The sequence below is a fragment of the Vibrio ezurae NBRC 102218 genome (assembly GCF_000467185.1).
In the GTDB taxonomy this organism is placed as follows: Bacteria; Pseudomonadota; Gammaproteobacteria; order Enterobacterales; family Vibrionaceae; genus Vibrio; species Vibrio ezurae.
This window is the reverse complement of the sequence record NZ_BATM01000005.1, coordinates 141,371-164,472: the sequence shown is the minus strand read 5'-3', so window position 1 is coordinate 164,472 and position 23,102 is coordinate 141,371. Positions and strand designations below refer to the sequence as shown.

General features: G+C 44.4%; 23 protein-coding genes. 11 read left to right on the top strand and 12 right to left on the bottom strand.

Annotated elements, in window-relative coordinates:
• A complete protein-coding gene (locus VEZ01S_RS02730) occupies positions 1–969 on the top strand; it encodes a D-2-hydroxyacid dehydrogenase (RefSeq protein ID WP_021712481.1) in 969 nt (322 codons plus the stop codon).
• A 66-nt stretch (positions 970–1,035) separates the two neighbouring features.
• Here VEZ01S_RS02730 and VEZ01S_RS02725 read toward each other — a convergent pair whose 3' ends face one another.
• The 4 genes from VEZ01S_RS02725 to argR form a co-directional block, all read right to left on the bottom strand.
• Complete coding sequence (locus VEZ01S_RS02725) at positions 1,036–1,473, bottom strand: universal stress protein (protein WP_021712480.1); 438 nt, start codon at positions 1,471–1,473, stop codon at positions 1,036–1,038.
• Between the two features lie 73 nt (positions 1,474–1,546).
• Positions 1,547–4,120: a TRAP transporter permease gene (locus tag VEZ01S_RS02720; protein WP_021712479.1), complete on the bottom strand. Its 2,574-nt coding sequence runs from the start codon at positions 4,118–4,120 to the stop codon at positions 1,547–1,549.
• Between the two features lie 261 nt (positions 4,121–4,381).
• On the bottom strand, positions 4,382–5,350 hold the full coding sequence (locus VEZ01S_RS02715; protein WP_021712478.1) for a TAXI family TRAP transporter solute-binding subunit: 969 nt from the start codon (positions 5,348–5,350) through the stop codon (positions 4,382–4,384).
• 432 nt (positions 5,351–5,782) lie between these two features.
• Positions 5,783–6,253, bottom strand: a complete 471-nt coding sequence (gene argR / locus VEZ01S_RS02710; RefSeq protein WP_021712477.1) for a transcriptional regulator ArgR — start codon at positions 6,251–6,253, stop codon at positions 5,783–5,785.
• A gap of 294 nt (positions 6,254–6,547) precedes the next feature.
• Here argR and mdh point away from each other — a divergent pair, with 294 nt between their 5' ends.
• Positions 6,548–7,483 (top strand): malate dehydrogenase, encoded by a 936-nt coding sequence (gene mdh, locus VEZ01S_RS02705; protein WP_021712476.1) that lies wholly within the window; start codon positions 6,548–6,550, stop codon positions 7,481–7,483.
• A gap of 109 nt (positions 7,484–7,592) precedes the next feature.
• On the opposite strand, the gene ispB is transcribed toward mdh, so the two are convergent.
• Positions 7,593–8,564, bottom strand: a complete 972-nt coding sequence (gene ispB / locus VEZ01S_RS02700; protein WP_021712475.1) for an octaprenyl diphosphate synthase — start codon at positions 8,562–8,564, stop codon at positions 7,593–7,595.
• Positions 8,565–8,833: 269 nt separating this feature from the next.
• Here ispB and rplU point away from each other — a divergent pair, with 269 nt between their 5' ends.
• The 7 genes from rplU to folA all read left to right on the top strand — a co-directional run bounded on the left by rplU (position 8,834) and on the right by folA (position 13,818).
• A complete protein-coding gene (gene rplU / locus VEZ01S_RS02695; protein WP_017029047.1) occupies positions 8,834–9,145 on the top strand; it encodes a 50S ribosomal protein L21 in 312 nt (103 codons plus the stop codon).
• 19 nt (positions 9,146–9,164) lie between these two features.
• Complete coding sequence (gene rpmA, locus VEZ01S_RS02690) at positions 9,165–9,422, top strand: 50S ribosomal protein L27 (protein WP_017029046.1); 258 nt, start codon at positions 9,165–9,167, stop codon at positions 9,420–9,422.
• A 192-nt stretch (positions 9,423–9,614) separates the two neighbouring features.
• Positions 9,615–10,781, top strand: coding sequence for an Obg family GTPase CgtA (gene cgtA / locus VEZ01S_RS02685; protein ID WP_021712474.1), 1,167 nt, complete (start codon positions 9,615–9,617; stop codon positions 10,779–10,781).
• Between the two features lie 112 nt (positions 10,782–10,893).
• Positions 10,894–11,952, top strand: a complete 1,059-nt coding sequence (locus tag VEZ01S_RS02680; RefSeq protein ID WP_021712473.1) for an FUSC family protein — start codon at positions 10,894–10,896, stop codon at positions 11,950–11,952.
• 118 nt (positions 11,953–12,070) lie between these two features.
• Positions 12,071–12,838 (top strand): threonine/serine exporter family protein, encoded by a 768-nt coding sequence (locus VEZ01S_RS02675; protein ID WP_021712472.1) that lies wholly within the window; start codon positions 12,071–12,073, stop codon positions 12,836–12,838.
• Positions 12,835–13,311: a threonine/serine exporter family protein gene (locus VEZ01S_RS02670; RefSeq protein ID WP_021712471.1), complete on the top strand. Its 477-nt coding sequence runs from the start codon at positions 12,835–12,837 to the stop codon at positions 13,309–13,311. The genes VEZ01S_RS02675 and VEZ01S_RS02670 overlap by 4 nt, the downstream gene beginning before the upstream one ends.
• 27 nt (positions 13,312–13,338) lie before the next feature.
• Positions 13,339–13,818 carry a type 3 dihydrofolate reductase gene (folA, locus tag VEZ01S_RS02665; RefSeq protein ID WP_021712470.1) on the top strand — a complete coding sequence of 160 codons (480 nt, stop codon included), beginning with the start codon at positions 13,339–13,341 and terminating at the stop codon, positions 13,816–13,818.
• Between the two features lie 76 nt (positions 13,819–13,894).
• Here folA and VEZ01S_RS02660 read toward each other — a convergent pair whose 3' ends face one another.
• The 6 genes from VEZ01S_RS02660 to lptD are packed head-to-tail and all read right to left on the bottom strand — an operon-like array spanning position 13,895 to position 20,700.
• Positions 13,895–14,698 (bottom strand): symmetrical bis(5'-nucleosyl)-tetraphosphatase, encoded by an 804-nt coding sequence (locus tag VEZ01S_RS02660; RefSeq protein WP_021712469.1) that lies wholly within the window; start codon positions 14,696–14,698, stop codon positions 13,895–13,897.
• Positions 14,699–14,712: 14 nt separating this feature from the next.
• Positions 14,713–15,093 carry a Co2+/Mg2+ efflux facilitator ApaG/CorD gene (apaG, locus tag VEZ01S_RS02655; protein WP_021712468.1) on the bottom strand — a complete coding sequence of 127 codons (381 nt, stop codon included), beginning with the start codon at positions 15,091–15,093 and terminating at the stop codon, positions 14,713–14,715.
• Between the two features lie 30 nt (positions 15,094–15,123).
• Positions 15,124–15,927: a 16S rRNA (adenine(1518)-N(6)/adenine(1519)-N(6))-dimethyltransferase RsmA gene (gene rsmA / locus VEZ01S_RS02650; RefSeq protein WP_021712467.1), complete on the bottom strand. Its 804-nt coding sequence runs from the start codon at positions 15,925–15,927 to the stop codon at positions 15,124–15,126.
• Positions 15,924–16,910 carry a 4-hydroxythreonine-4-phosphate dehydrogenase PdxA gene (gene pdxA, locus VEZ01S_RS02645; RefSeq protein ID WP_021712466.1) on the bottom strand — a complete coding sequence of 329 codons (987 nt, stop codon included), beginning with the start codon at positions 16,908–16,910 and terminating at the stop codon, positions 15,924–15,926. Before pdxA ends, rsmA begins: the two co-directional genes overlap by 4 nt.
• Positions 16,900–18,210: a peptidylprolyl isomerase SurA gene (gene surA, locus VEZ01S_RS02640; RefSeq protein ID WP_021712465.1), complete on the bottom strand. Its 1,311-nt coding sequence runs from the start codon at positions 18,208–18,210 to the stop codon at positions 16,900–16,902. Before surA ends, pdxA begins: the two co-directional genes overlap by 11 nt.
• Before the next feature lie 48 nt (positions 18,211–18,258).
• On the bottom strand, positions 18,259–20,700 hold the full coding sequence (gene lptD, locus VEZ01S_RS02635; protein WP_021712464.1) for an LPS assembly protein LptD: 2,442 nt from the start codon (positions 20,698–20,700) through the stop codon (positions 18,259–18,261).
• Positions 20,701–20,848: 148 nt separating this feature from the next.
• Here lptD and djlA point away from each other — a divergent pair, with 148 nt between their 5' ends.
• Together djlA and VEZ01S_RS02625 are read left to right on the top strand one after the other, a co-directional pair.
• On the top strand, positions 20,849–21,694 hold the full coding sequence (gene djlA, locus VEZ01S_RS02630) for a co-chaperone DjlA (RefSeq protein WP_021712463.1): 846 nt from the start codon (positions 20,849–20,851) through the stop codon (positions 21,692–21,694).
• Positions 21,695–21,702: 8 nt separating this feature from the next.
• Positions 21,703–22,248 (top strand): DUF924 family protein, encoded by a 546-nt coding sequence (locus VEZ01S_RS02625; RefSeq protein ID WP_021712462.1) that lies wholly within the window; start codon positions 21,703–21,705, stop codon positions 22,246–22,248.
• A gap of 3 nt (positions 22,249–22,251) precedes the next feature.
• Here VEZ01S_RS02625 and VEZ01S_RS02620 read toward each other — a convergent pair whose 3' ends face one another.
• On the bottom strand, positions 22,252–23,052 hold the full coding sequence (locus VEZ01S_RS02620) for a DUF547 domain-containing protein (RefSeq protein WP_021712461.1): 801 nt from the start codon (positions 23,050–23,052) through the stop codon (positions 22,252–22,254).
• Positions 23,053–23,102 lie beyond the last annotated feature (50 nt).

Sequence of the window (23,102 nt, the reverse complement as noted above, 5' to 3'; positions counted from 1 at the left end):
ATGCCACAGTCGTTACCTAACGTTGTCTTTTTAGATAGGGCAACTATCCCTGCACACGTCCCTGTTCGCACACTGAACTTTCCGCACCATTGGGTAGAATACGACTACACTTCGCCACTGCAAGTCGAAGAGCGCCTACAAGACGCTGATATTGTGATTAGCAATAAGGTTGTGCTGAATGCAGATATTTTAAATAAACACCCAAAGATCAAATTGATCGCAGTGTCAGCAACGGGCACCAATAACGTCGATCTGGATTACTGTCGTCAACAGCAAATCGCAGTATGCAATATTCAAGGTTACGCCACTCAATCGGTGCCTGAGCATGTGATCGCAATGATCTTTGCTCTCAAGCGCAATCTATTTGCTTATCATCAAGATATTGCTCAAGGTGTTTGGCAACGCGACAAACAGTTTTGCTTCTTCACTCATCCTATTACCGATATTGCAGGGTCAACCATTGCAATCGTAGGCAGTGGTAATTTAGGACAAGGAGTCGCGACCTTAGCACGTGCTTTAGGGATGCAGGTGATCTTTACTGCTCGCAAGGGTGAGCTAGTGAATAAACAAGGCTATGTTCCGTTTGCTCAGGCACTGCAACAAGCTGATATTGTTTCTTTACATTGCCCGTTAACGGAATCGACCACCAATTTGATAGGCTCGGCTGAGCTGCAACTAATGAAATCAACGGCGGTGCTGATCAATACTGGGCGTGGTGGTTTAGTCAATGAGTCTGACTTGATTGAGGCGCTAAAACTGGGTGAGATTGCTGGGGCAGGAGTGGATGTATTTACTCAGGAGCCTGCGGATAATTCAAATCCTCTATTAGCTAATATCTCATTGCCTAATTTGCTTCTAACCCCTCATGTGGCTTGGGGAAGTGATTCTGCATTGCAGCGCTTAGTTGAGATTCTCTGCGATAATATTGAGCAATTCGTGGCTGGAAAGTCGGTCAATAGAGTGGTGTAATTTTGGCTTATCAAAGCCATAAAATAACAAGCACCAACTATTGGTTTGGTGCTTGCATACTCACAATTAGCCTTGCGGTTTGATGACTAAGACATTGACTGGAGAGTTATGAACGACTTTGGTTGCTACTGAACCCAGTACGACATTATCAATCTTTGAACGCTTATGGCTTGGCATTACAATTAAGTCCGCACCGAGCTTTTCTGCATAGTCTATGATAGTGGTATACGGCTTCCCTTCTGCAATATGCACGTGGTACACCAATTCTGGATCAATGAAATTATCGGCGAAAGAACGCAATTGTGCTTCCACATCTTTTTTCATGTCTTTCATGGCATCTAGGGGAAAGTAAGTGGCGACCATAGACATATGAACCCCGGGCAATACATTTAAAAGGTGCAGTTGTGCATTGCTTTGCTTTGCATGCCAAATCGCAGCTTTTAGCGCTTTGTCACTGAAGCCTTTTTCATTTAAATCAACGGGAACTAAGATCTGTTTATACATGAGAAGTGCTCTTGATATTGTGTCACGCCTATTGCCCCATAGTGCAGGCTATGGGGCATTGAGCGAAATCAAGTTAAGTGGCGATTGACTGCCTTGATATGCGTCGTTTTTGATTTAACCCCATTAATATCACTAAAATAAGCGCAGGTAAGAATACCCACTCTTTCATTGGGCGTTCAGCCTTTTGAATGATATGTTTGATTTGCCAATCAAAATCAATTCCAGAAGCCTCTGCGGGACTGCCAAACTCCACCATGTCGACGATGACATTATCGTCATTTCGAGACAGCATTAAGCCCATTGATGAGATACGATCTTCGGCAGAAACAGCATGATCATCAAAAGGCAGGCGCACAGTTTTAGCAATGAACTTTCCTTCGATATTTTCACCTGCGACACGCATTTCCAGTGTTTGCCCAACAGGCATCTGCTGCACTACTTGTGAGATTTCTGAGGCGGGTACTTCTATCTTGGCTGGATAGATTTGATCCCACCAAAAACCCGGTCGGAAGAAGGTAAAAGTCAGTAGTAATAAAGCGATGGTTTCCCACCATTTATTCTTCGTAAACCACCATCCTTGTGTGGCAGCAGAAAACAGCAACATCGCCGTAATGGCGGAAAGTACCGTAAGTAATAAGTGCCACCAACTGTCGATACCCATCATTAATAGTTGAGTATTAAAGATAAACATAAACGGCAAAATTGCGGTTCGTATATCGTAGGTAAAGCCCTGAATACCGGTGCGAATCGGATCGGATTTAGCAATCGCAGCCGCGGCAAAGGCGGCTAAGCCTACAGGCGGTGTATCATCGGCAAGAATACCGAAATAGAACACAAACAAGTGCACGGCAATAAGCGGAATGATCAGCCCGTGAGCGGCGCCAAGGGTGACAATAACCGGAGCCATTAAGGTTGAGACCACGATGTAGTTGGCGGTGGTTGGCAGTCCCATTCCCAGTATCAGGCTGATAATAGCGGTAAAGAGAAGCATCATAATGATGTTGCCGCCAGAGATGAACTCGACAAAGTCAGTCATCACTAAACCAATACCGGTAAGGGTCACTACGCCCACCACAATACCTGCCGCCGCCGTTGCTACGCCAATGCCTATCATATTACGAGCGCCAGATACTAAAGCTTCCAGTAGATCGTGTACGCCCAGTTTGAAAGCGGCAAAGGTGTTGTTTTGCTTGTTAAACAGATCCATCAATGGACGCTGAGTGAGCAAGACAAAAATCATAAACACACTCGCCCAAAATGCCGATAAACCCGGAGAAAAGCGTTCTACGGTTAAGCACCAAACAAGCACTACGATAGGCAGTAGAAAGTGCAGTCCTGATTTTACCGTAGGGCCAACATCTGGAATTTCTGTGAGCTCTGGGTCCATTTCTGCGTGCTCTTGATAGCGAGATGACACTCGAACAAGGCCAATATAGCTCAGCAATAACGCTACGGTTACAATAGGTGTTGCAGCAGCGCCAAACACATCTTTGGTCCAGCCAATGCCGTAATAAACCGCAGCACTGATCACACATAAGCCTAAAATGGTGCCGACAAAGGAAGTGAGGCTTTGCAGTTTGGTGGGTGTATGTCGGCGTGGCAGTCCTTGCATTCCTGCTTTGCAGGCTTCCAGATGCACGATATAGATAAGAGCAATGTAAGAGATTAACGCCGGCAAGAGCGCCGCTTTAATCACTTCGACATAGGATATTCCGACGTATTCCACCATCAGAAACGCCGCCGCGCCCATAATGGGTGGCGTCAACTGGCCATTGGTTGAAGCGGCAACCTCTACCGCGCCCGCTTTGGTGCCCGGAAAGCCCACTCGCTTCATCAGTGGTATGGTGAAAGTCCCCGTGGTGACAACGTTTGCAATCGAAGAGCCAGAGACTAACCCTGAAAGCCCAGAGGCGACGACGGCCGCTTTGGCTGGGCCTCCGCGCATATGACCAAGCAATGAGAAGGCCACTTTAATGAAGTAAGCACCTGCTCCTGCGCGCTCTAGCATGGCGCCAAACAATACAAACAGGAAAACAAAAGAGGTAGAAACGCCCAGTGCAATGCCGAAAACCCCTTCGGTTGTCAGCCATAAATGCGACATTGCTTTGTTTAAGCTCGCCCCTTTATGCGCAATAACGTCAGGCATATGTGGACCGCCAAAGGTGTACAGCAGAAATACTGCGGCGACCACCATCAGTGGTGGACCTAATGCGCGACGTGTTGCTTCAAGTAGCAATACCATTCCGGTTACGGCAGCCACAATATCAAAAGAGGTGGGTGCGCCAGAGCGTCCTGCGAGTTGGGTGTAAAACAGATAAATATAAGCGGCCGATAAGCTACCGACTAACGCCAGAACCCAATCAACGACAGGAATTCTGTCTCTAGGGGAGCGTTTCATTGCTGGGTAAGCGGTAAAGGCTAAGAAGATAGCGAAAGCCAAATGTATAGAGCGAGCTTCGGTATCGTTTAATATGGCAAAGTTAAAAATAAACGGTAGCGGTGAGGCATACCATAACTGGAATAGTGACCAGCATAGCGGTACAACCCAGAGAATCTTTCCCGCAATTCCGAAGGGATTGCGGGCTCCTGTATCGGCTTGGGCGACGATATCTTGAGCTTCTTGAGACGGAGTCGTTGAATGTGTCATTAGTGTATCCTAATTCTGTTGACCCTAAGCTTGGACTATATAGCAGTAACTCATACCGCTAGACCGAGCGGAAATACTAGCCAAAAAAATGACAATAATAGAGGGGCGTTGCCATAAATGGTGGCAAACAAAAAGTCCCAACTGAAATGGGGCATTGGCTAGTTGGAGGATATTCCCCTAATACTATAAAAAGTTTGAAAAGGAGGCCGAAGCCTCCTTATGCCAACCGGAATTAATTACCGATTGCCGTCTAGTCAATGCTTATTTAAGCAGACCGACTTCTTTGTAGTACTTCACTGCGCCTGGGTGCAGCGGAATTGAGATACCATCTTTAACCATGTTTTCTTTTTTCAGGTTAGCGAAGGCAGGGTGTAGACGTTTGAAAACATCAAAGTTTTCAAATACCGCTTTTGCTACGGTATAGGCGACTTCGTCAGAAACGTCAGAGGTTGTTACCATGGTTGCAGCAACACCGAAGCTTTTCACATCGATGTCTGTACCGCGATACATACCCGCTGGGACTGTGCTATAGGCATAGTATGGATTGTCCGCTACGATCTTATCGATCTGTGGACCCGTAGCAGGGACAAGCTTCGCATTACAAGAAGTGGTTGCTTCTTTAATTGAACCATTTGGATGGCCCACCATATAGATGAATGCATCAATCTTGTTATCACACAGAGCTTGAGAACGTTCAGAACCTTTAAGCTCCGATGCCAGTTTAAAGCTGTCGTTAGTCCAGCCCATCGCGTCCATTACAACGCTCATCGTTGCACGGTCACCTGAACCTGGGTTACCGATATTAACGCGCTTGCCTGCTAGGTCAGAAACGTTGTTAATACCTGAATCCGAGCGTGCGATAATGTTAAAAGGTTCGGTATGAAGAGAGAATACCGCACGAAGTTTTTTGTATGGGCCTTGCTCTGAAAATTTACTGGTGCCGTTGTAGCCGTGGAACTGCCAATCGGATTGTACGATACCAAAATCAAGCTCACCTGAGCGAAGGGTATTTACGTTGTAGATCGAACCGCCAGTAGATTCAACGGAACAACGAATATTATGATCGTTACGATCTTTGTTAACTAACTTACAGATAGCGCCGCCAGTTGGGTAATAAACACCCGTTACTGAGCCTGTACCGATAGTAATGAACTCTTGAGCAGAAACAACGCTTGCACCCATAACTGCAGCTGCAATCGCGCCAAACTTAATTGCTTTCTTAAATGCCATGATGTTTTCTTCCTTATGTCCATGATCATATCAACAGCCTTCTATGTACTGTTGAGGTTTCCTGTATGGAAACGGCATCTTTTCCAACTCCTACAATGCCTATAGCACTTAAAAAGGTGTGATCTATTTGAGCTTATCGCCTCTTCTAAGCTTAGTCTGGCTTTAAAGAAACGGTCAAAATAACCTCAATAGTGTTAAGGGATTTGTTGAAAAAGCGTCTGCATCATATCAAAAAACAATCAGAAATAGGGTGCATACACTTGTTGTTGATATGAAATCAATTGCTTTAAGGGGCGTTTTTATAAGGGGTGATGAGATAAAGTTCTTTATAAACAAATAGTTAGCGAATCGTGATGAGATAAGTGGTATTTTAGAAGGATGTGATCATACTCACAGCCTGAAATTCAGGTTGTGAGTATGACAAATTAGAGTTTATCCAACATATTCAAAAAGTTCGCAAACAGAATCAAACAGTTGCTTAGTGTCTATTTCAAGCGTTGGTGTGATGAAAATAGTATCGTCACCTGCTACAACGCCAAGAATGCCTTCAGACTTACCTAGAGAGTCTAGAAGTCTTGCGATAAGTTGTGCGCCAGCAGGGCCGGTATGGATAACAACAAGGGCGTTGTTGTAATCGATGCTCAACACTAATTCACGCAAAGAGCTGGATACGGTAGGTACCCCAAGTTCTGCGGGTAAGCAGTAGACCATTTCCATTTTGGCATTGCGAGTACGGACAGCCCCAAACTTGGTGAGCATGCGAGAGACTTTAGATTGATTAATGTTGTCAAAGCCTTCAAGTTTCAGAGCTTCAACAATCTCACTTTGTGAGCCAAAACGTTCTTGCTTTAAAAGGGATTTGAACTCGCGGACTAAACGGTCCTGTTTTTCGCTGTTTCGCATTACTTGTTCCACATATTATTGATTTTATGTTTACTGAAGTACTTTACCTCAATAGGGACAGTGTCTCATAGAACGGGATCATTCCCAAGTAATGGCAATGTGACTCAATCAAAACCTCTTATTTAGTGTGTCAATTCGTGATGAAGGACAGGCATTAACGGGAATCAATGTTTGATGAGTGAGTAAGGTCGCAAAGGCGGAGTTACGCAATTGTAAATGCAAAGTAAATATTATAATTTCATGGTAAAGCTATCACGGAACAAAACTACGTCTACATTTTCCAAGGAGAACACAATGAAAGTCGCTGTTATCGGAGCTGCTGGTGGTATTGGACAAGCACTAGCCCTACTATTGAAAAACAACCTTCCTGCTGGTTCAGATCTAGCTCTTTATGACATTGCACCTGTAACTCCTGGCGTTGCTGCTGATCTTGGTCATATACCAACTCCAGTAACTGTCTCTGGTTTCTCAGGGGAAGATCCAACACCAGCATTAGTGGATGCAGATGTTGTATTAATTTCGGCAGGTGTTGCACGTAAACCGGGTATGGATCGTGAAGATCTATTCAACGTCAATGCGGGCATTGTAAAGTCCTTAGCCGAAAAAATTGCAGTGGTTTGCCCAACTGCGTGTGTTGGTATCATTACTAACCCAGTTAACACAACAGTCGCAATTGCCGCTGATGTACTGAAAAAAGCGGGTGTGTACGATAAGCGTCGCTTATTTGGTGTAACAACTTTGGATGTGATCCGCTCAGAAACTTTTGTCGGTCAATTAAAGGGACTTGATCCAACGAAAATCAATGTGCCTGTGATTGGTGGCCACTCTGGTGTGACGATCCTACCTCTTCTTTCTCAAGTAGAAGGTGTCGAATTTAGCAGTGAAGAAGTGTCTTGGTTAACCATTCGTATTCAAGATGCCGGTACAGAAGTTGTTGAAGCAAAAGCGGGCGGCGGGAGTGCCACTCTGTCTATGGGACAAGCAGCTTGTCGCTTCGGTCTGTCGCTGGTACGCGCACTGCAAGGTGAAGCCAATATCGTTGAATGTGCTTATGTTGAAGGCAGAGGTGAGCATACTCGATTCTTTGCACAGCCTGTTAAATTAGGCAAAGAAGGCGTTGAAGAGATTTTAGGTTATGGCGAGCTGAGTGATTTTGAAAGATCGTCTTTGGACGGCATGTTAGAAACACTGTCTAACGATATCAGCAAAGGCGAAGCATTCGCTAAATAGAGTTGACTGACCTGTTTTAGGACGGGACAACTTAGAGACGAGATGCGGATCATGATGATCCGCTTTTTTATTTGTTAGATATCGTGCTGGCGATTAATGCTGAGTGCGATTACTTACTGCGTTTCACTGCAAGGTGTGCCAGTGCTTCAAGCGCCTGTTTCTCAGGGGAGTCAGCCAGTTGAGCTAATGCGGCAATCGCTTTATCTGCTTCCTGATTTGCTACTTTGGTGGTGTATTCTAGAGCGCCAGTTTGATGCATAGCGGCTAAAATTTCTTCTAGTCGATCCATTCCATTGGCTTTCTCGATGGCTTCGACAATCATCTCTTTTTGTTCCTGTGAGCCATTTTGCATAGCGTACAGCAATGGAAGGGTAGGTTTACCCTCTGCTAGGTCATCACCCACGTTCTTGCCCATCTCTTTGCCGTCAGCGGTGTAATCTAATACATCATCAATGAGCTGGAATGCAGTGCCAAGATGGCGACCGTAGGTTTGCATGGCCGTTTCCATTTCAGGGCTAGCTTCTGCCAAAATAGCGGATAACTGAGAGGCCGACTCAAACAGACGAGCCGTTTTAGAGTAAATCACCTGCATGTAGCTTTCTTCGGTTGTAGAAGCATCATTGCAATTCATTAATTGCTGAACTTCCCCTTCGGCGATGACGTTTACCGCTTCACTCATTAGCTCAAGGATCCTTAATGATCCTAAGCTGGTCATCATTTGGAAAGAGCGAGTGTAAATATAATCACCCACCAGTACGCTAGGTGCGTTTCCAAAGGCTGCATTCGCGGTTTCTTTGCCGCGTCGCATGTCTGATTCATCGACGACATCATCGTGTAGCAATGTTGCAGTATGGATAAATTCAATGAACGCTGCAGCAGTGATATGACCTTCGCCTTGGTAGCCCAATGCTCGAGCTGATAGGAGGGTGATGAGTGGGCGTAAGCGCTTTCCACCACCACTGACAATGTAGTAACCCAGTTGGTTTATCAGAGTGACCTCTGAGTTTAATTGAGCTTGGATTGTTTGATCTACTTTCGCCATGTCATCGGCAGTGAGGTCCTGGATAGCACTAAAGTCCATGATACTTCCGGTTCTGAGTTGCTACAAAGGGGTAGCTAAGATGATAATTAATGTCGAATTTTACACTAAAAAACGTTGCTAAATACAGCAGTAAAAGGCATCATTCTCACACTTTTATGTGGCGATTATCTTTTCGCCGATTTTTTTAAAATATGGCTTGTTTTATGTGATGCGTTCACGTAGAATCTGCGCCCTATTGATAAATTAGTTAGCGCACACCCAAACTGCCCAAAACAGGCAAAGGCTGTGCGGAAAAAGCGGAGTAAAATATGTACGCTGTTTTCCAATCTGGTGGTAAACAACACCGTGTAAGCGAAGGCCAAACTCTTCGTTTAGAGAAATTGGACGTTGAAACTGGTGCAACTGTTGAGTTTGACTCAGTTCTTATGATCGCAAACGGTGAAGAAATCACTGTTGGTGCTCCTCTTGTAGAGGGCGGTAAAGTTGTAGCTGAAGTGGTTAAGCACGGTCGTGGCGATAAAGTAAAAATCGTTAAGTTCCGTCGTCGTAAGCACTCTCGTAAGCAACAAGGTCATCGTCAGTGGTTCACTGAAGTGAAGATCACTGGCATTAACGCTTAAGTTTTAGGAGAGTTAAACAATGGCACACAAAAAAGCTGGCGGTTCTACTCGTAACGGTCGCGATTCAGAAAGCAAACGCCTAGGTGTTAAGCGTTTTGGTGGCGAATCAGTTCTAGCGGGTAACATCATCGTTCGTCAACGTGGTACTAAATTCCACGCTGGTAACAACGTTGGTATCGGTAAAGACCACACTCTTTTCGCTCTTACTGAAGGTAAAGTGAAATTTGAAGTTAAAGGTCCTAAGAACCGTAAATTTGTTAGCATCGATTCTGAGTAATTATTACTTAGAACAAGCTGAATTCAAAAGCCCTGCCAATTAGGCGGGGTTTTTTATTTTATAGGTACTCGGTTTCTTGGTCCTGGGTCCTGGAGTCTCTCTAGGGCCTAGCACCCAGATACCTAGAACCAAACATAACTGGATCTGCTACATTTGATCCTGTCAGGTATTCACACCAATACGGAGTGAGAAATGAAATTCGTAGATGAAGCAACAGTAAAGGTAGAAGCGGGTGATGGCGGTAACGGCATCGTCAGCTTCTGGCGTGAAAAGTTTATTACAAAAGGTGGTCCTGATGGGGGCGATGGCGGCGACGGTGGTGATATCTACCTTGAAGCTGACGAAAACCTTAACACACTGATCGATTATCGCTTCCAGCGCTTCTACGCTGCAGATCGTGGCGAGAATGGCCGTGGTGGTAACTGTACCGGTAAACGTGGTAAAGATTTAACTCTTAAAGTGCCAGTAGGGACTCGTGCTGTCGATATTCATACCAATGAAATTGTGGGTGAAGTGGCTGAGCATGGCAAAAAAGTTATGATCGCGAAAGGCGGTTGGCATGGCCTAGGCAACACTCGCTTTAAATCGTCAGTTAACCGTGCACCTCGTCAAAAAACAATGGGGACTAAAGGCGAGGTTCGTGAGCTTCGTTTAGAACTATTGCTTTTGGCTGACGTGGGTATGCTAGGTCTACCAAACGCCGGTAAATCAACCTTTATCCGCTCTGTCTCTGCTGCGAAACCTAAGGTGGCGGATTATCCGTTTACGACATTGATCCCAAGCTTAGGTGTGGTCAGTGTGGTTCCTGAGAAAAGCTTTGTAGTGGCTGATATTCCAGGTCTTATTGAAGGTGCTGCTGATGGCGCAGGCTTAGGCATCCGTTTCTTGAAGCACTTGGAACGCTGTCGTGTGTTACTGCACATGATTGATATTATGCCAATCGATGAAAGTGATCCTGTACAGAATGCATTGACCATTATTGATGAATTAGAGCAGTACAGTGAGAAGTTGCTGAATAAACCGCGCTGGTTAGTTTTCAATAAAGTGGATCTTATGCCGGAAGACGAAGCAAATGAAAAGATCCAAGAGATCTTGGATGCGCTTGGTTGGGAAGATCAATACTTTAAAGTGTCTGCGATCAACAAGCAGGGTACTAAAGAGTTGTGCTACAAGTTAGCTGACTTCATGGACAATCTTCCGCGTGAAGCAGAAGAGATTGAAGAAGAAGATAAAGTTGACTTCATGTGGGATGATTACCACAAAGATGCAATGTCTGGCAGCAACGTCGTGACTGAAGACGACGATGATTGGGATGACGATGAAGAAGACGATGGTCACGTAATCTACGTACGCGATTAGTATCTTTTGTAGACAATGATTTGATTTATAAACATAATAAAAAGAGCCTCGAATGTATATTCAGGCTCTTTTTTTATCTGACTGTACAGTTTCATCTCAAGGATATGAGAGCATGTATCTGAACAAGAAAATTTCTGATCTCGATGCGTTTATTTTTGCACGCTATCGCATCGTTCATGGTATTCGAATCGCGGTTGCCTTCGTGTCAACGCTATTCATCACCTCTTATTTTGCGCTACCAGAGCGTTCTTGGATCTTGATTACATTATTTGTTGTGATTGGTCCCATTTCGTATTTAGGGAATGTGCTGCCACGGGCGTGGCATCGGGTTCTGGGCACAGTGATTGGTGCCGTCTCTGGTATTTTGGGTCTCGCGGTTAGCCAGCACTCTATGTTTTTGATGTACCTATGGTGCTCTATTGTGATTTTCCTTAGCGGGTACTTTGCTTTGGGAAAGAGGCCATATGTAGGGATTTTGATTGGTATTACTTTGGCTGTAACGGTCGGTTCTTCTAACACTCATATTGATGTAGCGGTATGGCGTGGCTTGGATGTGACTCTAGGTTGTATCATTGCGGTGTTATTTTGTCTTATTCACCCTCAACGTGCATTTATACATTGGCGCTTACGCACGGCGAACACTCTGACTAGCTTTTCTAAGATCTATCACCTTTCTTATTCACCCAATATATTAGAAAAGCCCAGTTTAGAACCTTATCAAAACATCATCACCAAAGAGATGACCCTGATAAATACTCTGATTTCTCCGTCAGTTAAAGAAACGAAGCTTAAGCGCCAATTGTTAGATGCTATTAACAATCAGCTGCGGAACTTATTGAATACAATAGGGTTATTGAATCACTCCTACTGGAGTGATAGAGAAAGCCACCTCAATATGCTTTGGTCTAAGTCTTTAAATAGCTGTCAAAAACAAATAGAGCAGGAGCTTAAAGATCTGGCTTATTTGGTTGAAAAGGGTGAGGTTCGAGGTGGTTTAAATGTAGCGGGCATTGATGAGATAACCCAAGAGTTAAAAAATAATATCGCAGAGCTAGGCGGTGAAGAGTCCAACATTTATGGCTATGTTTGGCTCAATTTAAAATTAATGGAAGATTTAGCTGATTTAAAAAGGTTGTTGATATTAGCGTTAAACTTATCCCATAAGCAGTAACGTTATTTATCTAGCAATATTGATTGTTTTTAATCAACTTTCACCTAATTATGAGTACAGTTTTATAGATAAACCCAATAGAATGTTGGTTTTATTTTAAACGATTTGTAAAGTAAGAATGGAATCTGAACAACGCGCCATCTCGAGGTTGATTGCCCAAGCAGGTCAAATGCTCCATGCTCATGGTGCTGAAAGTGCTCTAATTGTGGGTATTATGGAGCGCATGGGTCTTGCATGCGGTATGGATGAAGTCGAAGTCTCTCTTTGTGCTAACTCTTTTGTTGTTACGACGGTTACCAGCGAGCATTGTATGACGACAGCACGTCGTTGCGCCGATAGAGGCATCAATATGCGGGTGGTAACCGAAGTACAGCGTGTCTGTATTATGTTAGAAAAAGGCATATTAGATCATCACTTAGCACAGCAAAGATTAAGTAAGATTACCCCGGAGCGTTACAATCGTTGGTTAGTTGTCTTTATGATTGGCCTATCGTGTGCGTCCTTTAGTCACCTTGCCGGAGGAGACAGAGCGGTTTTTGCTATGACCTTTATTGCGTCGGCAGTTGGCATGATAGTGCGACAAGAAATTGGTCATCGTCACTTTAACCCAATGCTCAATTTTGCCATTACTGCTTTTGTTACCACGTTTATTTCGGCTCAAGCGGTCGTCTTTGATATCGGCAACAGCCCAAATGTGGTCATGGCCTCTTCTGTATTGATGCTCGTCCCTGGATTTCCGCTGATTAATTCCGTTGCTGATGTATTAAAAGGTTACATCAATATGGGGATTGCGCGCTTTGTGATGGGCAGTTTATTGACTCTTGCAACTTGTCTGGGCATTGTCGCTGTTAGTGGTGTACTCGCCATGTTTGGGGTGATGCTATGAGTGAGATTTTTTCATTTTTGCTGGCACTTATCGACGATATGTTCTTTGCTGCAATTCCTGCTGTTGGCTTTGCTTTGGTGTTTAACGTCCCTAAGAATGCCCTTTTCTACTGCGCCTTAGGGGGAGCAGTAGGGCACGGTTCACGCTTTTTTCTGATGCATTTTGGAATGCCGATAGAATGGGCAACACTGTTTGCCGCTACTTTAGTTGGCTTTATCGGTGTGATTTGGTCTCATCGTTTTTTAGCTCATCCAAAAGTGTTTACTGTGGCGGCGATGATTCCTATGGTGCCGGGCGTTTATGCCTTCAATGCGATGATCGCTATGGTAGAAATTAATCAAGCAGGCTATACCCCGGTATTGTTTGCCAGTTTGATAGAGAATTTCCTCACCGCAATGTTTATCATTGCGGGACTTGCTGTTGGGCTTGCTATGCCTGGATTATTTATTTATCGTCGTCGTCCAATTGTTTAAAGCGCCCTCTTGTTTAAAGGAACTTCAATGATCATTAGTATGATTGCCGCTATGGCTCACAACCGTATTATCGGTAAAGATAATCAGATGCCATGGCACCTACCAGCAGATTTTGTATGGTTTAAAAAATGCACTATGGGTAAGCCAGTGGTTATGGGACGTAAAACCTATGAGTCGATTGGTCGTCCTTTACCAGGCCGTCATAACATTGTGATCAGTCGTGATGCAAAGTTGCAGATTGACGGTGTTACCACCGTAACCTCTATTGAGCAAGCATTAGAGTGTGTCGCAAATGAAGCTGAGGTGATGATTATTGGTGGCGGCTCTATCTATCAACATTGCCTACCTTTCGCCAACAAACTGTATTTGACTTACATTGATCTCGAAGTACTCGGAGATACTCAATTTCCTGAGTGGGGCGAGCATTGGACACAAAGCTACAGTGAAACTTATGCCGCGGATGAGAAAAATGCTCATGCGATGGAGTTTGTGGTTTTAGAAAAGTAGATAAGCTGCGTTAATACCAATCGTACTAAGCAAGTGATTGGTATCAGTCAGCTTATTGAGGATCTTTGTTTAGGCTTTAAAGCGCCGCTTGAGTAAAGTAGCGCTTATCTTCCCATCTTAGTAATGTCATATAATTTCCCCATACACAGCCAGTATCGAGCCCGATAACTTGTTGTGCATCGATGCCCATCAGTGCCGCCCAGTGACCAAAAATGGCTTTTTTGGGTAAAGGCTTACGTTGTGTGAGTTCGAACCAAGGCAGTAGCTTACTTTTATCTTCTTGCTCTGGTGGTAATTTACTTGCCATGTCTAAGCGACCGTCATGATAGCAGTAGCGCATTCGAGTAAAGGCATTGATGATAAAACGTAGACGTTGCATTCCTTGCAATGACGGATGCCAAACATCAGGTGAATTACCGTACATTTGCTTTATCAGCGATTGCCAATTGTCTCCACGTAGCTCTGACTCAACCTCAGTGGCGGCAGCTTTGGCTTGAGCGAGATCCCACAGAGGATAAATTCCTGCATGACTCATCACAAACTCAGGGTGTTCTGCGAGTATAGGTTGCTGGCGCAGCCAGTGGATGAGTTGGTGACGGTCTTCTGCTTCTAAAATAGGTTGGGTTTTATCTCTAGGTTTAGCATTGTGAATGCCTAAAGAAACGGCAATAAGATGTAAATCATGATTACCCAAAACAACTTTGGCTGAGTTTCCTAAGCCTTTAATAAACCGCAGTGTTTCTAGCGATTTTGGGCCACGAGCTACTAGATCTCCTGCAACCCATAAGGTGTCTTTTTCGGCATTGAAATGAACCTGCTCAAGCAGTAATAGCAGCTCATCCAAGCATCCTTGGATATCGCCAACGAGATAGTTAGACAAGTGGTGGCCTCAAATTAATTAATTATATTAGGGACAGACAAGCTGAATGGGGCTATTTGAGCTCTAAAGCGCTCTCCTTCGGTTGTTTGCATGACATAGTGTCCTTGCATCACTCCTACAGGGGTTTTTAACGCTGTGCTGCTGGTATAGGAATAGTCGTCGTTTGAGGCAATAACGGGTTGCTCTCCAACGACACCATCACCTTCAACGGTAATTTGTTGACCATCACCATCGGTGATTAGCCAATATCGAGAAAGAAGTTGTACAGGGTGTGGGCTTAAGTTTTTAATGGTGATCATGTAAATAAATACATAGTGGTCGCTCTCTGCTTCAGATTGCGCCTCTATGTATTTAGTTTGTACATGACATTTGATACAAGGTTGACTAACGTCCATATTCGGTCTCCTTGCTAAGGTGGTTAAACCTTAGTGATTGTCAGCAAGCCAGTTAGCCATATCGACAAATTGCTTCAGAGTGAGGTTCTCTGGGCGCATGCTTGGATTGATATCTAGCTGTTCCATAACTTCTGCACTAATCAGTGAGCGATAGCAATTACGAATGGTTTTGCGACGCTGGTTAAAGCCATCACGACACACTCTATCAAGCCATTTTAGATCTTTTGCTGGGTACGGTAATACTTCGTATGGCATTAGACGTACTACAGCGGAGTCTACTTTCGGTGGTGGTACAAATGCGGTAGGTGGTACTTCTAGTACTGGCATTACTTTACAGTAGTACTGCGCCATAACCGTTAGACGACCATAGGCTTTAGTGCCGGGGCCTGCGGCTAAGCGATTCACCACTTCTTTTTGCAGCATAAAGTGCATATCTTGGATGTCTTTGTGAAATTCAAACAAATGGAACATCAAAGGGGTCGAAATGTTGTACGGCAAGTTACCAAAAATACGTAACTTATTGTTTGGCTTTACCAATTGGGTAAAGTCAAAACGCATTGCATCACCTTCATGGATAGTCAGCTTCGAGCTTAAATCCGGGTGGTTGCGTAAGCGTTCAGCCAGATCTCTATCTAGCTCAATTACGGTTAACTTATCGACTAATTTACCTACAGGTTCAGTAATTGCGCCCAAACCAGGGCCAATCTCAACCAAGTTTTGGCCTGGTAGTGGGTTAATCGATGAAACGATACCGTCGATAATGTACGGGTCGTTTAGAAAGTTTTGACCAAAACGTTTACGCGCTTTGTGTCCTAAGTGGACATCATTTCTCATTGTTTTTTCTCAACTAATTCAATCGCGTGGGACAGTGCTGTTTGGAAACTTCCTGTATCCGCGTTACCTGTGCCGGCTAAATCCAAGGCAGTGCCATGGTCGACAGAGGTTCTTATAAAGGGTAGACCCAGAGTAATATTAACGGAACTTCCAAAGCCTTTGTATTTTAGCACTGGAAGCACTTGGTCGTGGTACATACCCAAAATCACATCGGCATCTTCTAAATACTTGTGATTAAAAATGGTATCTGCTGGCAGTGGACCGACAATGTCCATGCCTTGTTTTCTTAGCTTGTCTAAGGTGGGAGAAATTGTTTGAATCTCCTCTTGTCCTAAACAGCCATCTTCTCCTGCATGGGGGTTTAAGCCACACACATAAATGCGAGGGTTTGGCAGAGCAAATTTAGTGACCATGTCCTTATGTAGAATTTGCATAATTTGCTCAATTCTTTCTTCAGTGACGGCTTTTGACACGTACGCCAGTGGGATATGTGTTGTCACTAATGCCACTTTTAGCCCTTCTGTTGCCAGCATCATCACCACCATAGGGGTATCTGATTGCTCAGCAAAGAACTCAGTATGCCCACTAAAGGCCACGCCTGCTCGGTTTATCACCCCTTTATGCACAGGACCGGTAACTATAGCGGCAAACTCACCATTCATACAGCCTTGAGCGGCTCTTTCTAGTGTTTTTAGAACATAATGTCCGTTAGCTTCATTGAGCTGACCAATTACAGCAGGTTGTGCCAGTGGAACATGTTCAACGACGATCGTCCCTTGTTGCTGTGGGGTGGGTTCACTGTTGGCATCATAGTCAATAATATCAACATCAATGCCAAGGTGTTGGGCGCGTTGTTGTAGCATCTCTTTATCGGCGCAAACAACCAGCTGATGTGGATAAGAACATTTGGCTAATGAAAGAACAAGATCAGGGCCAATGCCTGCGGGTTCTCCCGCAGTAATAATGATTCGATTACTGTGCATCGTCAGCCTCTTCGCCATCTTGTTTATCAAGTCTTTCAATGAAGGCGCTGGCTCTTAGTTCTTGCATCCAAGCCGATGCTTCTTCATTAAATTTACGATTAAACAGAATTCGGTATGCTTTGTTGGTCATTGCGCTGTCTGTACGATCTTCTTGACGACGATCCAGTACTTCCACAATGTGCCAACCGTGTACGGTCTCAAATGGTTCGCTGATTTGACCGACCGGCAACGTTTCTACTTGATGTTTAAATTCAGGTACATATAAATCAGGTGTTTGATAACCCAGCTCACCATCGTTGGCCGCAGAGCCTGTATCAGCACTGTATTGACGGGCTAACTCACCAAAGGTCGCTTCACCTGATTTGATTTTACGAATGAAGTCGTAAAGCTCACGTTTAGCGCCTTCATCACTTAAAATAACAGACGTTTTAATCAGAATATGACGCGCGTTAACTTCAGTTACGGCAACTGTTTTTAGCCCTTTAACATCATTGATTTTTAAAATGTGGAAACCAATACCACTGCGGAAAGGCCCAATAATCGCTCCTTTTCCTTGAGTGGTGACTTGATCAGCAAAGATTGTTGGCATTTCTTCTTTGTGCATCCAGCCCCAATCGCCACCTTCTAGTGCTTTAGGGCCTTTTGAATAGGTAATTGCAAGTTCAGAGAAATCTTCACCACTTTTCAGTCTTTCTACTAGCTTGTTGGCTTCTTCTTCTACTTCGGATTTAGATTGGTCATCGTTAAAACGCAGTTGAATATGGCTGATATCGTAGTTGACGTCTTTGTTGGTTTCTTTGGCTAACATGCCTGCCAGTGTTTCAACTTCTGCCGGTAAAATGTTGATACGACGACGCACTAATGCATTACGCGCTTCAGAAATGGCGACTTCGGTGCGGATTTGCTCACGAAACTCAGCATAGCTAAGCCCTTTAGCTTTGACGCTCGCCAGTAGCTGCGCTTGGCTTTGGTTGTTCTGAGCGGCAATGCTTTGAATGGCTTGTTCAAGACGATTGTCGTCAATACGCACACCAATACGTTTTGCTTCTTGTGATTGCAGTTTATCCATAATCAACTTATCAATGACTTGTTCCTTGAGAACATCAGTTCCAGGAAGCGCTTGTTTGTTGTCATGGACGTTGAGCTTAACGGTTTTCATCGCACTATCGATATCGCTTTGTAATATCACGCCATCGTTAACGATTACAACTACTCGGTCTAATTCAACTGGTGCCGCTAACGTCATAGCAGGTATCAGTATCAGGATCATCGAAGCAATGAGTCGTTTAAACATATTCATTAGTTTTCCAATACATCTTTATGATCACCGGTGTATTCCAGCGATATTTTAGTTATTCAAATAGAAAGGACGACCGTAACCTAGAGCGTTACCTCCGTCACCAAAATCTGTGCCAAAGTTAGTGCCAAATCCAATAATGCCGACATTGAAGCTGATATTCTCTTCATATTCAGGCCCTGGAGTATGGATTCCCACGTTATCCCAAGAGCGCAATTGGTCAGTGTAGGTAATCCCCACATACCAACAATCCGAGGTATAAGTCACCCTAGCTAGGGCTTCGAGCATGATATTTTCGGTGGTATCGTAAAAGTACTGGCCATTCACGTTCCAGTTTTTACTGATTTTATAGCCACCTAATAAGCCAGCCTGGGAGATACCATCTGTAGTGATGTTATCTAGATTGATAGAGTTGCCTACCGTCTTATCTAAATAACTACGAGTCACATAACGATAGTTAGCTTGAACGTATCCAGCTCCTTGTCGGTATTCAATGGTGCTATTGGCCAGTTGTATCTCTTCAGCACTAATATCATATTGCAATCCACCATGATAGAAGAGGTAGTCATTGAAGTTGAAATCACTTTCAATAGCCCAAGCCGAGTAATTCGAATCGGTAGGGTCAGTGTCATTGGTATTGCTATTTATGTAATAGATCTGACCAAAGGAGAGGTTCATTCTCTCTTTGTAGTTAGAGTCGTAGAAACGTGTTGTTGCGCCATAGCTCACTTGGTTTGCGGCGGCTATTTTGTCAACACCGCTGTATTTACGGGTTCTAAATAGACCATAGTAGTCAGTTTGCAATAGCGTTGTATCGTAATCGTAGATGTTACTTTGGTCTTCATACGGTACGTACAAGTATTGTACTTTTGGCTCAAGAGTTTGCGTGTAACCATCTAAGAAAGTGGTATCTCTTTCCAGGAACAAGGTCCCCGTACTACGAAATTCGGGAATGGTTCGCACCACTTCTGAGTCTAAATTTTTCTTATCAGTAACGTCATCTAGGTCTTGATGATAGTAAGTGCCTAGTAGGCGACCTTCACTTTCCCAGCTACCCCAAGTGGTATTCAGCGGAATAGTGACACCGGGCTCAATATGAACACGAGTCGCATCTTTAGGTTTTACTTTACGCGCATCATCGGTAGAGAACTGGGTCACGTGGCTGATGACATCAAAATCTAGATTAGGCATCAACTGAGGATAAAAGTAATGCGCACTTAACTGCGGCAGCATTCGATACGGAAGATTGGTCGTTGTTGATAACAACTGAAAATCACGGACTAATAGACTGGTATCCCAGTGCTCATTACGGTAGGAGACCTTTCCTTGTTGCAGAAGTTGCCCGTCTTCTCGCTCACCAATATCAGAAGAGATATCTCTGAAGAAATAGATATCACTGACTTTGGCGTAGTCGACTTCTACTTTCCAGTTTCTATCAAAGACACCATAGTGGGTGTAGCCGACACCCCAACGGTCACCTAGCTCTGGATATTTTTGATCGTTGGCTAAGTACTGCGCTTCTATCTGCCCGCGACCCCAAGTATTGAGGTATCTAAATTGAGCATCCGTTTGCAATCCACGTTCAGACATATATTTGAACGTAGTTTCTAAGTCATAGTTAGGTGCTAGGTTCCAATAGATAGGAACTTCTAACTCGGCACCGTCACTGGTGCCATAAGCTACGGTCGGGTAAAGAAAGCCGGTTTTACGAGTATCTCCAATCGGTACGGTTAACCATGGCAGGTAAAAAACAGGAACCTGCTGGATTTCAAAACGCGGATTGTAAAGAGTCGCTTCTTCAGCTTCTTGATCGATTTCTATTGATGATGAAACCAAGCGCCATGAATTGTCGTCTTCTGGACAGGAGGTAATTGAGCCATCTTTCAACTCATAGTACAGCTTACCTTCGGCACGAATCACTTTAGCGTCACCCCGTCCGCTTTGACACAACAGTTGATAGTTGGCCATTTCAAGCGTGGTGACATCGGTATCAAGGTTCGTGGTAGCGGTATCTGAAACGGTCTGGATTTGACCGTTGGTCATCTTCACATTGCCTTTTGCAACAATGGTGTTCTGGTCTTGATAGAGCGTCACGCTGTCGGCATTGACACGCTTAGTACCTTGAGTCACCTCAACATTGCCACGATAGGTGGCTTCTTTGCCATTGATGCCATCAAGAGAATCGGCTTCAACATTAGTTGGTTGTGAGTTGGCTTGTTCTGCATCATCAGGAGGTAAGCACTGTGACGTCAGATCAAAGGTTTGGTCTTTGGCTGCAGAAAGCAGTGCGGTCAACTCAGCGGCAGGAGCACTGTCTTGCTCAGTCGTTGAATTGTCTGTGGAGTCATTCTGAGAGTCATTGAGATCAACATTTGCAACCGATCCTTGATCTTCAGGGGAGTTCTCCTGCACACTAGTTTCCGCCTGCGCATTTGTAACCAACAATGCAGCGGTTATAGAAAGAGCTAGCCAGGTGCGGGGAAATTTTGACATCGAATAGAAACTTCCTTGATGATGAATAAGTCCGTAGACTGTAGTTGACCGTTTACTCGGCAGAATGTTCCTTATGATAATAGAATTTGGAGCATCAGGCACTAAAAGAGCACATTACTCTATAAAAATTAGTAGATTGAGAAAAAGCATGCATTTTTTTGGCAAAATTTTAGGCGTATTTTTTGGTTTTTGGTTCGGTGGCCCCTTTGGTGCGTTACTTGGGCTGTATATTGGACATAGATTTGATCGAGCAAAAGCGATTAGTCAAGCTCGTCAAAGTGGCTTTGGTGGATTCCAAAGAGGCGCAAATCCAGCGCAACAAGCGGAGTTCTTCCAAGCTGCGTTTTCGGTGATGGGGCATGTTGCTAAGGCAAAAGGTCAAGTTACCGAGCAAGAAATTCAACTTGCAAGCATCATGATGCAACGTATGAACTTGGATGAAAACCAAAGACGAACCGCTCAAGAGGCATTTCGTCAAGGTAAGTCGGCTTCGTTCCCGTTGCGTGATGTGTTAAATCGAGTACGCGAAATTAGCCGTGGCAGACATGATCTAACGCAGTTCTTCCTTGAACTACAAATTTCAGCCGCTTTCGCCGATGGTAGTTTGCACCCTAAAGAGCGCGATGTGTTACACATTGTTGCCGAGGTGCTTGGCTTTAGCGCAGCTCAATTAGAGCGCCGTCTAAAAATGCAAGAAGCGGCGTATCGTTTCCAGCAAAGCGGTGGCTTTGGTGGTCAGCATTCTGGTGGTGGTTATCAGCAGCAAGCGACCACGCAAGACCAATTGGCTGCGGCATATGAGATCCTTGGTGTCGAAGCCTCGGCTGAAGCAAAAGAGATTAAACGAGCTTATCGCAAGCTGATGAATGAACATCACCCAGACAAACTTTCAGCGAAAGGCTTGCCGCCTGAGATGCTGGAAGTGGCAAAAGAAAAAGCACAAGAGATTCAACACGCCTATGATGTAGTTAAGAAAGAGAGAAACTTTAAATAGGTAAATTGATGACATTGAGTCATAGCGACGTCTTACACTATTGGTTTACAGAGTTGGAACCACAAGATTGGTTCCGCTCCAATCCAGATGTTGATCTGCAGATCAAACAGCGTTTTATGTCGCTCCATCAGCAAGCCGTGCAATGTGAGCTTGCTGATTGGCGCGGCTCTGCTAGTGGGCGTTTAGCGGAGATTATTGTACTCGATCAGTTTTCGCGCAATTTATTCCGACAATCACCGCTCGCTTTTGCTAATGATTCGTTGGCGTTAGCCTTGGCGCAAGAAGCGGTTTCTCTTGGCGTTGATAAAACACTGCCTTTGTCGCAAAGAAGCTTTCTGTACATGCCGTACATGCATAGTGAGTCTTTACTTATTCATCAGCATGGATTGCAGTTATTTACTCAAAGTGATCTTAAAAATAACCGTGAATTTCACCTGCAACACACGGCTATTTTACAGCGCTTTGGCCGATATCCTCATCGTAATCACGCCTTAGGCCGAGTCAGCACCCCTGAAGAGGTGACTTTCCTTTCCCAGCCCGGCTCTAGCTTCTAGTTTCTATTTAGCGGTCTCATTTAACTGCCAGTCGTAGTCGTAAGTGATTTTGCCATTAAAAGTGGCAAGATTATCTGCGGTGGCTAAGTCATCGTGGTATTGCGCAATGTGCTGCAGAACGCCTTTTTTGCCGCCAAAGTCCACAGCAAACCAATCGTAAATCGAGGAGAGTTGTAGTGCTCCGTTACTGACTTTTACCCCTTTATCGCTATTAATAAACACTTTGGCGCTTTGTGTCAGTAGTTGCTCAGTATTTTGCGCTGTAAAGGCTTGAGGTTGCAGGTTAGGGCAACCTAAACTGGCACAGTTGACGGCGTAGTGAGTGCGAGGGTCGTTCCAGATAGGGCGTAAAATGCGATGTTCGATATCATTTAACGTTAAAGATTTTCCTGTGACGCTAATCAGTTTGTCATCCCATGGCCCAAAGCTAAATAAACTGCCCAATTTGGTGATGGATTTAACGGGGTAATTATCCAGAATGAGCTGTACGGTTAAGCTATTGTACAAATTAACCCAGTACGCATATTGCTCAGCTTTGGAGTATTGGCGTGGGTCAATACTCGCCAGTGATGAGAGATAGGTTTTTAGACGTTGTTTGTCAGCCTTGGTAACAGATGCGTAGCGAAATAGTGTTAAGTCCCCTTGGGTAACAAGATAAGTATCTAGAATAGATTGCCACTGGCTATGATCAATGCTTTGCTGGCTTTGGCTATGCACATCCCAATATGACCAAAGCTCAGACTTGGGCGCGGCGAAACTGTTGTAGGAAAACAGTACAAGAATCAGAATCCATACCTTTGACATATCTCTCTCCATCTCGATTGCAAAGAAAAACCCAATAAAAAAGGCCTTGT